Source organism: Ruminococcus sp. 5_1_39BFAA (assembly GCF_964240875.1).
Taxonomy (GTDB): Bacteria; Bacillota; Clostridia; order Lachnospirales; family Lachnospiraceae; genus Blautia_A.
On sequence record NZ_CAXSVO010000018.1, the window covers coordinates 22,157 to 35,255 of the forward strand.

General features: G+C 43.9%; 12 protein-coding genes and 1 pseudogene. All 13 read right to left on the reverse strand.

The genetic code is table 11. From position 1 onward, the window contains the following. Positions 1-60: 60 nt before the first annotated feature. Positions 61-423, reverse strand: coding sequence for a cysteine-rich VLP protein (locus ACESZH_RS16370; RefSeq protein ID WP_373215880.1), 363 nt, complete (start codon positions 421-423; stop codon positions 61-63). Continuing rightward, positions 398-658 carry a hypothetical protein gene (locus ACESZH_RS16375; RefSeq protein ID WP_373215878.1) on the reverse strand — a complete coding sequence of 87 codons (261 nt, stop codon included), beginning with the start codon at positions 656-658 and terminating at the stop codon, positions 398-400. The genes ACESZH_RS16370 and ACESZH_RS16375 overlap by 26 nt, the downstream gene beginning before the upstream one ends. Further along, positions 655-3,510: a YodL domain-containing protein gene (locus ACESZH_RS16380; RefSeq protein WP_373215876.1), complete on the reverse strand. Its 2,856-nt coding sequence runs from the start codon at positions 3,508-3,510 to the stop codon at positions 655-657. The genes ACESZH_RS16375 and ACESZH_RS16380 overlap by 4 nt, the downstream gene beginning before the upstream one ends. Positions 3,511-3,558: 48 nt before the next feature. After that, on the reverse strand, positions 3,559-4,212 hold the full coding sequence (locus ACESZH_RS16385; RefSeq protein WP_373215874.1) for a JAB domain-containing protein: 654 nt from the start codon (positions 4,210-4,212) through the stop codon (positions 3,559-3,561). Beyond that, positions 4,145-4,330: a hypothetical protein gene (locus ACESZH_RS16390; RefSeq protein ID WP_373215873.1), complete on the reverse strand. Its 186-nt coding sequence runs from the start codon at positions 4,328-4,330 to the stop codon at positions 4,145-4,147. Before ACESZH_RS16390 ends, ACESZH_RS16385 begins: the two co-directional genes overlap by 68 nt. A gap of 12 nt (positions 4,331-4,342) precedes the next feature. Beyond that, the gene (locus ACESZH_RS16395) at positions 4,343-4,570 is read right to left on the reverse strand and encodes a hypothetical protein (RefSeq protein WP_373215871.1); all 228 of its coding nucleotides are present in this window, start codon (positions 4,568-4,570) and stop codon (positions 4,343-4,345) included. A 63-nt stretch (positions 4,571-4,633) separates the two neighbouring features. Next, entirely contained in the window at positions 4,634-4,924 is a 291-nt protein-coding gene (locus tag ACESZH_RS16400; protein ID WP_373215912.1) for an immunoglobulin-like domain-containing protein, read from the reverse strand. Positions 4,925-4,996: 72 nt separating this feature from the next. Next, positions 4,997-5,065, reverse strand: a pseudogene (locus ACESZH_RS16405) (oxaloacetate decarboxylase); the annotation flags it as partial. Between the two features lie 227 nt (positions 5,066-5,292). After that, positions 5,293-6,396, reverse strand: a complete 1,104-nt coding sequence (locus ACESZH_RS16410) for a DUF5688 family protein (RefSeq protein ID WP_373215869.1) — start codon at positions 6,394-6,396, stop codon at positions 5,293-5,295. A gap of 6 nt (positions 6,397-6,402) precedes the next feature. Further along, positions 6,403-6,543 carry a hypothetical protein gene (locus tag ACESZH_RS16415; RefSeq protein WP_373215867.1) on the reverse strand — a complete coding sequence of 47 codons (141 nt, stop codon included), beginning with the start codon at positions 6,541-6,543 and terminating at the stop codon, positions 6,403-6,405. Positions 6,544-6,633: 90 nt separating this feature from the next. Further along, positions 6,634-10,662, reverse strand: coding sequence for a SpaA isopeptide-forming pilin-related protein (locus ACESZH_RS16420; RefSeq protein ID WP_373215865.1), 4,029 nt, complete (start codon positions 10,660-10,662; stop codon positions 6,634-6,636). Between the two features lie 31 nt (positions 10,663-10,693). Further along, the gene (locus ACESZH_RS16425) at positions 10,694-12,766 is read right to left on the reverse strand and encodes a DNA topoisomerase 3 (protein ID WP_373215863.1); all 2,073 of its coding nucleotides are present in this window, start codon (positions 12,764-12,766) and stop codon (positions 10,694-10,696) included. Continuing rightward, on the reverse strand, positions 12,763-13,074 hold the full coding sequence (locus ACESZH_RS16430) for a hypothetical protein (RefSeq protein WP_373215860.1): 312 nt from the start codon (positions 13,072-13,074) through the stop codon (positions 12,763-12,765). The genes ACESZH_RS16425 and ACESZH_RS16430 overlap by 4 nt, the downstream gene beginning before the upstream one ends. Positions 13,075-13,099: the final 25 nt, after the last annotated feature.

Here is a 13,099-nt window from a genome sequence, read left to right on the forward strand (position 1 = left end):
ACAAAAATAGCCTCTGGAACGCCCATAAATACAGGCATTCCAGAGGCCGAAAACGTCACATTACATCCCTTTTTTACGTGCTTTTCGCATCCTTCTCGCAGTGGCTTTTCTTCGTGCAATAAGGGAGCAATGATCAGAGCAATACTGTCTGTTTCCATTCATAACAAATTTTCTGCCACAGATCTTGCATAACCTCATTTTTCCTCGATCATAGGATAGTAATACCATAATATCAGGCTCATCCGGCAAAACCACTTTTTCATAGTACCTGCACAGACTGCTGTTAGTAAATCCGATTTTTGTCATATAGCAGTCGCCATCCAGTGGAAGACAGCCATAATACGGATCATAACAGGCACATTTCTTCTGCACGGACATACGGATCAGTCTCTTATCTTTATCCGTCAGTTCTTTCCATGTCAATCTCTTCACCTTCTGTCTCAGTATCCAGCACTACGGATTTTTTCATCTGGAAGAACATTCGATTGCTGCATCCCCGCAGGAATGCGACAACCGCTTCCATATCTTCAATCATCTCTACATCCTCATGCTCCTCCTTCAGAATTTCAATGCCTTCCTTTAACTGCCGGATCACTTTATATCTGCCGCCCTGGTAACAATTTAATAATGCTTTCTGTTCTTCTGTTAACATGATCAAGATAACTCAACTCCCTTCTGTGGTTTTTCTTTTCCCTGCTGTTTTTCCAGTTTTTCCTTATTCTCCTTTAAACGCTTATGAATGGAACCTTTCTTTTTTGGTTTCTTTTCTGCATCCGTTTCTTTACCTTTCATCTTCGCAGCTTTTGTTTTTTCAGGTGCATTCTCAGGTTCTTTAGTTTTTCCAACCGTACTTTCTTTCGTCTGAACTTCCTGCTCCGCTGCCGGCGTTACCTCAGCAGGCCCCATACATTTTTCTGCTTCGACTGCTTTTTCCGGTTCCGGTGTAAAGGCTCGAAGTCTTTCCAGAAGAATTTCTGCCTGGTAACGAAGCATTGGTGATTCTTCCATCACATCATTCAAAAAAGGAGCATACTCCATTCCCCTGCCTTCAGAAATTGCAGTGGTCACTTCTTCCTGCAGCTGATCCGGATGTTCTACTCTGTCCCGGAAATCATAAAGATCAAAGTTTTCTGCCAGATTGATCAGACTTGTTGCAATCTCCTGCGCTGTCATATTTTCCGGATAGACTGCTTTCAGAACAGACATCGGCGGCTCATAAGCAAATCCCGGGAATGTTTCCCTCAGTTCGACCAGTGCCTCCTGCACAAGAGGATGAAGCAGAAATGTCTCTACCAGATCAAGATTTGATCCCAAAATAGTCTGACCCTTAATCAACGTCAGTTCTGACTCCGAATAATCCGGAAGAGTAGGATCATGAAGTACCACTCCCAGTACATTACCCATATGTTTCATTCTCGGATCGTCTAAAATTTCTTTGTATCTTTCCACAGCTTCAGGAAGAGAAACCGTTTCATAAAATGGCCCCATATCATGGTATTCTTCACAGGCTGCCGCAAAAAAAGAAAGAGATGCATTCGTTGCCTGCTGGTACTGCTCTGCAGACTGGCGCAATGCTTCTCTTTTTTCTTCATCACCAAATCCGTTGTTCAAAACCTCATCGATCATATTGTAATTGCTTTCTTTCAGTTCCTCTACTTTTCGAAGCGGCTGATATTTTCTGTCCTGTGTCTGCGCCGGAATAATCTGATTAGCCTTCTCTGCCTGTTCCAGAAAGGAAGCCTGTTCTGATGCAGGCAGTCGATATAATCTGTCACCTGCAGAAACCTCCCCCTGAATTTCCCTGCGCTCATACTTTTCGGTCGCCGTATTAAATGCCGGTTCTTTCAGATCCGCCGCAACATCTCTTGCTGCCGTAATGATACCGATATCACTTTCATACAGTCCGCCATCCAGAAGTTTGTACTCTGCATCGTAAACGGAGTAATCATATCCCCCATCTGTCTGGTGCATTTCAATATAACGATCAGCGATTCGAAAAACTGCCTGCTCAAGAGAAGCATCCGGCATCAGCATTCCTTCCAGGAATTCAGGCACTTCCTGAAAACCAAAACTATCCACGAAATATGCTTTCACTTCCCCTTCCCTGTTCATAACTACAATGTCGCTGATAGATAAAGAATGCCCACGGAAATCTTCCGGTCGTTCAATGTTAAAGCGTTCAAAAAGCAGATCCATCGTATCACCTTCCTGCAGGCTTCCGGTATAGATCAGACTATAATCACCACGATCCACTGATAAGTTATGACTTTCTACAAATTGAAAATTCATGTATTCATACTCACGGCCTTTGGTTTCAGGATTCACCTGATAGATTCCAAAACTGTCTTCCTGCATGAGTAATAGTCTGGCCTCTTTGATGCTGGTAACCGCAGGAACCAGATCCATTTCTGCCTGAACATTTTTATAGTTTTTCCACTCTTCCCGCTGCATACGGAAGAATGTTCCTTCATCCGCATCGGAAATATCACTTCGTCTTGCCGGAACCATCATTCCCCTTTCCGGTGAACTAAATACATATTCTCCCTGATCAAATGCTTCCAGTGCTTCACTCTTTTCCACATATACGTGACGGATCTCCATAAGCTCCATTTCAATACTATCGATCATTTCAGCTGCCGTATCCTTAATTACCTGCAGTGATGCATGCAGTTCCGGAAGTTCTTTATTCTTTGACCAGGAAGCAACATATCCCAGTGAATTCGCACTTGTATCAATACCAAAATGTGAATTCACAACAAAGCTGATCGACTCCGCTTCAACCTCCATGGTTCTCTGGTCTTTTCCTCTGGCCTTTGCAGATTCTTTTAAATTATCCGGATCCAGTGCGTGAAGCTTTGCATGTGCGATTTCATGAATCATTGCTGCCATTGTCTGTCGTTCACTTAAATCATCATTGATAGCAATTCTCTGTTCTACCTGATGATAGAATCCGTCTTTTCCTTCCATTTCCTCAAACCGAATCGGTACCGGTGACACTCTTCGTAAGGCTTCCATAAAATCACGATAGCCCTGGACAGAACCTTCCAGATCGTCCACAATGGTAGGAAGCAGACGTCCTGATGTCTGCTTCACGTCAAAAACATTTGTTACCTTAAAAGACGGAATGGTCACCTCTACCTGCTCCTTCATCACCCTGCCCGATTCATCGATCATAGGCTGCTGTGTATCCGGATTGATCATGTCACGTTCTCTGGTTGCGGTATAGGTCATCGGTGCAAGAATCTTGATGGCATGTTCCCCTTTATTTACCTGTCTGCCAAAATTCGTCTGCCAGGCGGAATAGCCTGCCACCAGAGAAGCATCCGGTCTCTGCATGGCAATAAGGATCGTATTCCGTACAGAATACTTAGGGAATTTACCCATAACACGCAGGTACTCCTCGTAGCGGGTCGACTCAAATACAGCCTTTGTGCCTTCTTCCAGCTGTTTTGTCAGTTCCTGAACCTGCTGTCTGCGCTGTTCATTGCCTGATGTATATCTGTTTGCCATAGCTGTTTTACCCCTTTCTTTTTATATTTTTGCATTCAAAAAGACCGGCTATAATTCCGGTCCTCGTTTCATTGTTTTTCTTTTTTTCGTATCTTTAGAAGCCCCAGCCAGCTTTTTCTTTTCAGCCAAGGATGATTTGATGGATTTCTTTGGACTGCTTTTTTCAGCTTTTTGATATCCGTATTTTTCAGCTTCTTTTTCCGCAACCTTTAAGTCCACATCTGACAGGCTTGTGGAATATCTCACTTCCTCCATCGGAAGAATCCCCTTTTCACGGAAGGAATAGTAGTAGTTTTCCTTTCCCAGAATAATATGATCCAGCATGGGAATTCCCGCCATCATACACACCTGCTGCATACGGTTGGTTATGGCGATATCATTCTTTGATGGACTGAGGCTGCCTGCTGGGTGATTGTGGAACATCAAAATGGAACTCGCATTACTCAAAAAGGCAGCCTTCATCATTTCCCGTGGATGCACGATGGATTGATTCAAACAGCCCATACTTACGATTGTCATATTGATAGGAGAATTATCGTTCCTCAGGTGCACCACTCCCACAACTTCACGATCATAATCCTTAAATGTCTCTCCCAGAAGACGGATTGCATCCTCCGGTGTTTCAATTGACTCCTCACTGATCAGCGGAGCATCCCTGACCATACGTATGGATACTTGCTCCAATCCATAACGTTCTGGCATCTGCCGCCACCTCTTTTCTCAATGGAATCTGCAGAACGAATTCCGTATCCTTCACATCTTCCAGCTCCCTGCAAATCCGGTCTGCCAGCTCCCTGTATTTTTCATTCTTGTTGCTCATAGCGCACCTCTTTTATACTGACTCCACATGGGTCATCCTGATATACCGAATATTCTTTTTCAATATGCAAATCGATTCGCCCATACGATTGGTTGCAATAATAGTCCCATCCATTCCAGTTTCTTCAAACACAGCAAACAGGCTGTCCTCTTCAGGACGGTCATAATCCTCTGCAACTTCTAATTCCGTTCCATCATTCAGAACGATCACATACATCTGAAAATACATTTTGTTATACATTGTTCTTCCTTCTCCCAAATAGAAAAAGCGATGATCATCTCGACCACCGCCTCATTTTTCCAATTATTGTTCTGCCAGCTCAAACTCTGCTTCCAGATCATTTTTTACCAGCTTATACTCCCCTGCTTCCAAATTTCCAAATACTGTCAGGTCATAAATCTCTGTAGTATTTTCGGTATCCTTTAGCTGTAAGGATATCCTCGGCCATCCATATTCCTCAACAGCTTCCAGATCCTGCCATTCACCATCCACTTTTTTCTGAAGAAAATATTCCTTCCCATAACGATATTCATACCCGCTTTGGTTATCGATCAGTACTGCAAGCTGCCCTTTTTCATATTCTACAGCCTTCATGGAAACTTCCAACGGAAGTGTTGCGATCTCGTTCTTATCGTTCTCACTCTGTACAAGAACCAGACCATCCTCTGTATCATCCAGCTTTCCTGCAAGAAATATAGACGTCGGTCCGTCAGCTCCTCCAATAATAGAAATGCTTTCTCCAGTCTCATTTGTTGTGACTTCAGTATTCAGTTCTCCTGAACAACCCACAATGAATGCTCCAAATATCAAAGCAATCAAAGTTTTCAAAATCATGCTATCCCTCCTCGTGGATTTCAGATATGTCTCTATCATAACATCTTTTGATTCTCATTTCCTCTTATTTTTTTCATAAGAGGCCAGGTCTGCATAACACAGACCCAGCCAGAATAAAATGGACAATATCAGATTGACATATCCTGATTTTTCTTCGCAGCTTTTTCCATAGCTTTTTCGGCTTTCGGTGTTGCTTTTGCATCTGCCTTCTTTTCACTAAGACGGTCATGAATGCCTTTTTTGCTTTCTTTTGCAATCATTTTCTCCGATTTTTCCAACTCCTTACGTCCTTCCCTGTTCTGGGCATTTTCCAAAGTTCTGGTTTCGGCATCGTAATACTGAACCGAATCCGAGAGTCTGTCCTGCGGAGCTACTTCAGTACGATTGATCTTGTAGACCATAGCGGAAAGCTCACGAAGTTCAAGCTGACCATTGTCCGGAACAACCAGCACCTCATGGATGCTTGACGGGAGCACATAGAAGTTTCCACCTACTATACCTTCAATCTGCTGCATCAGTCCATCCTGCAGAATCAGGCTTGCACCATCCATCCTTTCACTGTTGGTCAAACAGTACATTCCCATTCCGTCAGGGCTTACCTTTTCACCTGTTTCCAGAAGATTCCTCGGATTTTCATCTGTCATCAGACTTTCCATCATATCAATCATGTCAATAAACTGTGGCATTCTCTGAATATCTGACTTCAGCGCATCCTGATGGAGATGCGACAGAGAAATTCCCCAGACATCCAGAAGCTGCGGCGTTACAGCAGAACTGGCTACCAATCCATCCTGTGCCATTTCTGAAATACGAACATGATAAGTTGCAGAAAAATCACCATGTTCTGTATGAACCAGTCCCTGTAGATGTTCTCTGTTTTCTTCTGTATCACAAATACAGATTTCCAGTTTGTCTTTCACATTTTCATAATTCATCAGATTATGCGTAATCTCCTCTGCCTGGATCTGTGAATCATGTTCAATGCGGGTATCTGCGATATCTCCCACGATCTCATCAATATTGCGGCCTTCCTGATACTGCTGATAGAACCCGTCAATATAAATATTCGGTACTATTCCTTCCCCTTCACGGACGATAGACATTCCCATCATGTGATTGTCGTTATTTTTCACCACATCATTAAAAATAATCCTGGCATCTGCAAAGCTTTCCGGAAGATAATCCTTCACGTTTTCCTGCAGATACTGCTGAAATTCTTTTCTGTTCATCATAATATATTACCCCCTTCTGATCATGTGTCTGTTCGTTTTCCCTCTTTTGATGGTGTCAGACTTTTTCTGATATGCCATCAGTCTGTGCAGCATATTCTGCTCTCTCATAACGGTTTCCTGGTTTCTGCTCATTGCCATAGTCTTCATAAAAATAGTCCTCACTTTCTTTTGATTGAATTTGTTAATGAATTAAAAAAAGTGCAGCCACATGAATGACTGCACTGATTTCCAGATTATTTATTTTGTTGTTTTTCGTTTTCTGCCTGCCAGAATACCGATGATAAATGCTGCAGATGACAACAGCATCAGGATTGGAAGCAGCAAATTTGTAGTATCACCTGTCTGCGGTACATCCTTTGTGGTGGTTGCAGAAACAGGTGCCTGCGGATTCTTTGTATCCACCGGATTCTTCAGGTCCATTGTCACCTCAATGATCGGTGTGTTCTGATCTGCATAAGAGAAAGTCAGTTCATGCTTTTCTGTATCCGGAGAATACCCCTGCACACATTTGGTTTGTACAAGATAATATTTTAATGTATTACCCATCGTTCCATTACTGAAATCTGCGATTGCCTGCAGACTGCTTTCTGCATGTCCTGCAGCGTCGGTTTTCAAAGTATCCACTACTTTTCCGTCACTGTTACGCAGTTCAAATTCTGCACCCATCAGAGGCTTTCCCTCTTCCTCAGATACGTTCAGAATAAGCTTTCCTTTTGCTGTTTCATTGCTCATGGATACATACTGTACCCTGGCAGAATCCGCCAGTTCAAAGTTCACATCTCCACGCATGACATATCCCTTGGCAGTTGTCTCTTCACGGATGGTATAAGAACCAACCGGAAGTTTTTCTACGTAATGTTCCCTGGAATCAGATGTCCATTTCTCTACGATCTGATCATTCTTATCCAGGATGACAAGTCCGGCACCTTTGACCTGATTCTTACCGGATGCATCCGTCTTGCTGATCTGGAGTTTTGTCACATCGGTCAGCATTTCCTGTTTCTGCTCTGTCGCAACATTCTTTACAGTGAATTTCACTTTTTTTGCTGTGACATAACCTTTTGCCGGTTTTGTATTGATCAGAATATATGTTTTTCCAACAGTAAGTCCCTTGATCTCATGCGGTTCCTTTCCGGAAGTCCACGTATCGATCACATCTCCTTCTTTGCTGGTCAGCTTCATCTGTGCACCGGATACTTTACTTTCAGAACTCTGATCCGTAATAACTATCTGGCTGACAGTGATGTCCTCTTCAAAAGTAAATTCATATGGAATGACCTCTGTGTCTGATCCGTTATATTTCATCTGAAAGCTCTGCATCTGATCCGATGTAACATAACCATCCGCTGCCGTGATTTCCTTTACATAGAATCCTTTATTCACAGGAAGTTCTGCTGTAAAAGAAAGAGATCCGTTTTTATCCGTTGTCAGCTGTTCGATCAACTGATCTTTCTGATACAGCTGTGCACCCCCTTCTGTTTTTACTGCTTCTGCAGAATACAGGCCAAATACTGCTCCCTGCAGTGCTTTCTGACTCTTGCGGTCTACACTGCTTACCTTTACAGATACTCTGGCTCTTTCACACTGCCATTCCTCACTATAAGTTACGACCGGGGTATCCTGGTCACGGTAACTTAAATCCACATATCGCTTTGCATCATCCAGCTGATATCCGCCTGTTCCAGGCACTTCAACTACATAGTATTTTCCAACCGGAAGATCTCCAGCCTGCGCAACGGCCTGTTCATTGGTTGTGATCGTCGTCACCAGATCATCTGTTTTGTAATGATCCGCACTGACTCCATCTGCTGATTTGATATCCTCAGCAGCGTATACGTTAAAGGTCACCTTTTTACCCTTAACAGCATCGGTATCTGCATCCACAGAGCTTAAAAACTGTCCTCTGGAATTGATGATCAGAAGTGCAGTCGGAACATCCAGCTCAACCTGAAGCTTCTGTACTTCTGCTGTATCTTCCACGGTAAATTCCACATTTTCTGATGTTCTCAGATAACCGTATGGTGCGAACCCCACATGAAGTGTATAGGTTTCTCCTGCTTTCATTCGCTTCATTGTCAGTGAATGGTCTTTTTCACTGGTCCACTCGGATATCTTATTTCCTTTTTTGTCCAGAAGGTAAATGTTAGCTCCGCTAAGGGCAGTGCCTGTCTTTTTATCTGTCACTGAGAGCTCCATGGTAGTGATTTCACTCTGGATCATACCTCTAAACTGGAATACAGCCATTTCATGGCCCATATATTTCACGCTGAACGGAATGACTCCATCCGATGATACATATCCAGACGGAGCTTTAAGCTGTTTCACATAATACTTACCTGGTACAAGGTCGGATCGGAATGTCGCTTTTCCATCTTCTCCTGATTCTGCCCTGGCGATCAGAGTATCTGCTTTCAGGATCACTTTCCCGTCTGCTGTTTTGAAATCCTGCGCCGGATACAGTCCAAAGACTGCACCTTCCACAAAGGAATGATTATCCGCATCATGCTGTGTGGCACAGATCTCCAGAACCTGTCTGTCACAGCTAAACAGCAGTTCCTGCTGAATCAGTGCAGCTCCCTGATCCTGATACTCAAATGTTACCGTTTTGGAAATGTCATTTTTCAGATATCCTTCCGGTACATCCAACTGACGGATCTCATAAGTACCCATAGGAAGATTTTCTGCAGCCACAACGCCATTTTCATCTGTCACAACAGTCATAACACTGGCTCCCTTTGTGTAAAGAATTCTTCGCTTGCCGTCATCTCCCATCTGGTAATCAGAGGAATAAATATCCTCTGCTGCAATCAGCTCATATTCCACCCCTGCAAGACTGCCCATTTCATAGATAAATGCGCCGTCCTCAAAACCTGCTAAGTGTTCCCCTTTTGCTGTAATATTTACCTTTCCTTTTACTGCCTGGTGCTCAAATACCACCTCGATCAGATTGTCACCGGATGTTGCATCTACTTCATAAGTACTCTCAGGACTGACTGTTACCTGTATTGCATTACCTGTAAATGCATAGCCTGCAGGAGCCTGTACTTCTTCAATACGGTAATTGCCCGCTTCCATCTTTCTTGGCATGATCAGGGAACCCTGACTATCTGTAAAATATGAAGTATGGGTATAAATCTGCGGATAGCTGGTTACCTGCTCCACATAACACTCATGATCCAGGTCATATACACGGAATTCCGTATTCGGGATCTTAATGAGCTGCTTTGTATCGGCATCCATTGTTACGATCTTCAGTTTCGCCTGAAACTTTGCCTGCTCGTCGCCCGCCTCTGAAAGGACCTGTGCATCTATTACTTCCTCAGCCACTTCCTGTTCCGTCTGCTGAACTGCTTCTGTCTGCTGTTCCGATACTGCAACATCTGTTTCCTCTGCATCCGACTCAGTTTCGGTAATGTCCTGTTCAGCCAGCATCACTTCCCCTGTTTCCTGAACGGTTTCGCTGATTGCTTCGGACACTTCTTCCGGAATTACTGCCATAACATCCGTCTCCGGTTCCTGGATGGCCTCTGTTGTGATCTCCTGCTGTTCTGACTCCTGGAGTTCCTGCACTTCCTGCTCCGGATAGACTTCCATCGTTTCTTCCGTAAAATCCATCGCTTCAAGACCTGTGATAGTCTCATCTTCCACCACGGTTTCATCCTCTGCAGGTGTTTCTGTCATCAAACAGGATTCTTCTGTCTGTACGGGTGCTTCTGTCTCTTCTGTCATCTGTGGTACTTCCGTCACTGGTTCTGTGGGAACCGGAAGTCCTTCCTCATCTGCAGCTTTCTCCTTTTCCTGCACAGAAACATCTTCTTCCGTATCCTCTTCGTCATAGACTGACAGATCAATCTCTGTACCCGGCTCTTTCACCACCAGTTTTCTGCTGATCTGATACTTGGGATGGTCTGTCAGAAGCGGTTCCACATAATAGACTGCATCATACACATCGAGCTTTTCCGTGGAAAAATCGTCTCCCTCTTCGTTTTTGGCTTCCTCAAAGGTAACTTTAACAGCCTCATTATCCGGGATCTCAATATTGGAAAAGTCGATTTTTACATCAAAATTGCTGCCAAGATCAACCCCAAGTGCCCTTGCCCTAACAACCTCTTTATCATCAAGAAGATCTCTGATCTGCTTAAAAAATGGAACCTTTACTTCCTCCACAGATTCTGCCAGAACATGAAACGGAGCTGTCAGTGAACTCATCAGCGTAACGATTGCCATCAGGCCTGACATTTTTCTTTTCATTCTTCCAGTCTTCATTCTATTTTTACCTCGTCTTTCATAATTCGTTTTATCTCTGCGGAAACTGAAGGTTGAATTTTACATATCCTTCTCCCGAATCCGCCATGATTACCGTTGCCACAAAGCTTTTTCCAGTCTTTCTGGAATGAAGGTTTTTGTAATGGATCCTTCCATCCTTCAAAAGCTTCCTGGCTGCCTTTTCATCCAGTTCCTTTCCGATGCTCTGAAAAAAGCGGTCATTTTTCCAAAGTGCAAAGCTGCACTCTTTGCTGGAACAGTAGAAATTCTGCTTTCCCTCATATACATCGCATCCACATCTGGGACATGCACCAAGGGATTCTCTGCCCCTTTTTGTAAACTCTGCGTTTACATTCTCGGAAACTCCCTGATAACGATTGGTGATCGTATGCATCATCTCTGTGATCTTCTGAAGGAACTGTTTCGGATCTGCTTCACCATTTGCGATATGGGTCAGTGTATTCTCCCATTCTGCTGTCATATTGGGAGAACGGAGTTCCTCCGGAAGAATGGTGATCAGTACATTGCCGTCATCCGTAGGGATCAGGTTTTTCTTCTCTCTTCTGACAAAACCGGAACTGATCAGTTTTTCAATGATTCCTGCTCTGGTTGCCGGAGTGCCCAGCCCCTTTCGCTCTGCTCCCTCTTCAAACTCTTCTTTTCCGGCTGTTTCCATTGCTGCAAGAAGGAGATCCTCCGTGTACTGCCTTGGAGGCTGAGTAAATTTTTCCTGCACCTGGGCGTCACAGGATGAAAATGTATCGTGAAGACGAATCTGAAACTCTTTCCCATCTTCCTCCTCACGTGCCTTTCCAAGAAATTTATAATAGCCTTTCTGTATTTCTTTCCACCCAGTCTGCAGGACTTCTTTGGCTGTAACCGTGTAAATCTCACCCTTGCAGAGAAGTTCACAGTGATGTGTCTCATAAACGTACGGCTCTTCTGCCGACATCAGAACTCTGGCTGCAATAAGAAAGAGAATATCCCTTTTCTGTTTTGTAAGTGCAGACAAATCTGTTTTTTTCATCTCCAGCGTAGGAAGGATTGCATGATGATCGGATACTTTCTTTGAATTCAGGAGTCCCTGGAAATGATATGCCGGAACCCCACGGCAGCCGAATAATTCCATTTCCCAGATCATATTTACAAGGTTTCTAAAGGTATCCCCCATATCATCTGTCAGATACTGGCTGTCTGTTCTTGGGTACGTGATCAGTTTTTCCTCATACAAAGCCTGCGCCTGCGTAAGTGTCTGCTGGGCTGTATAACCAAACAGCCTGTTGGCATCTCTCTGCAGCGTTGTCAGATCATATAACTTCGGAGCTGCTACTGTCTTTTTCTGGATATCCTCTTTGATGACGGTGGCATCAGCTCCCTGGCATTTCGCCGCTGTCTCCTCTGCCTCCTGTCTGAATGTGAATTTTCTGCTAACTGCATCCAGCTCTCCCTTCATCAGATGAACTTCGTAATATGCCTCTTTCTTAAACCCGGTAACTTTCTGATTTCGCTCTACGATCATCGCAAGTGTCGGTGTCTGAACCCGTCCTACTCTCAGATTTTTATTGTAAAGAACAGAAAAAAGACGGCTTGCATTGATACCAACGATCCAGTCTGCCTTCGCCCTGCAAAGTGCTGACTGATAAAGATCGTCGTAACACGAGCCGTCTTTTAAATCTGCAAAACCATCCCGGATAGCGGATTCTTCCATAGAGGATATCCATAACCGTTTGATTGGTTTTTTGCATCCTGCTTTTTCATATACCAGCCGGAAGATAAGTTCTCCTTCCTTTCCAGCGTCTGTTGCACAGATCACTTCTGCGATATCAGAAGCATTCATCAGTTTTTTCAGAATGCCAAACTGCTTTTTCGTATTTTCAAGTACCTTTGTCTGCCACTGATTCGGTATGATCGGCAGATCTTCATAATTCCATCTGATGTATTTCTCATCATATTCTCCGGCATCACACAGGCCGACCAGATGTCCGATGCACCAGCTGACCTGATATCCGTTTCCCTCCACATAGCCATCGTGCCTTTTATCTGCTCCCAGGACTCTGGCAATCGACATGGCCACAGAAGGCTTTTCTGCAATTACAAGCTTCACCCATCTTCACCTCCAAGTTTTTCATCCAGAACTTCCTTAAGCTCTTCGATTGCATTCCCTGCCGGGACAAATAACCTCTCATTGATTGCAATCCCAATCTGATCCAGCAGAAACTCCGGCAGATCATTTATCGCTTCTGCAATGCGGGCTTTTGCTTCAATATCCTTCAACATCAGAAGCTCTCTTACTTCAAACTCACCACTGAGATAGTTCTGATAATAGCGAAGCTCATGTTCCAGTTCCGGTGCCGAAAGCTCTTTTTCAAATTCAACTCTTCTATCTGGTCCCCAGCTTCTCCAATTAGCCATTGTTACAACTCCCTTCCATTTTCTT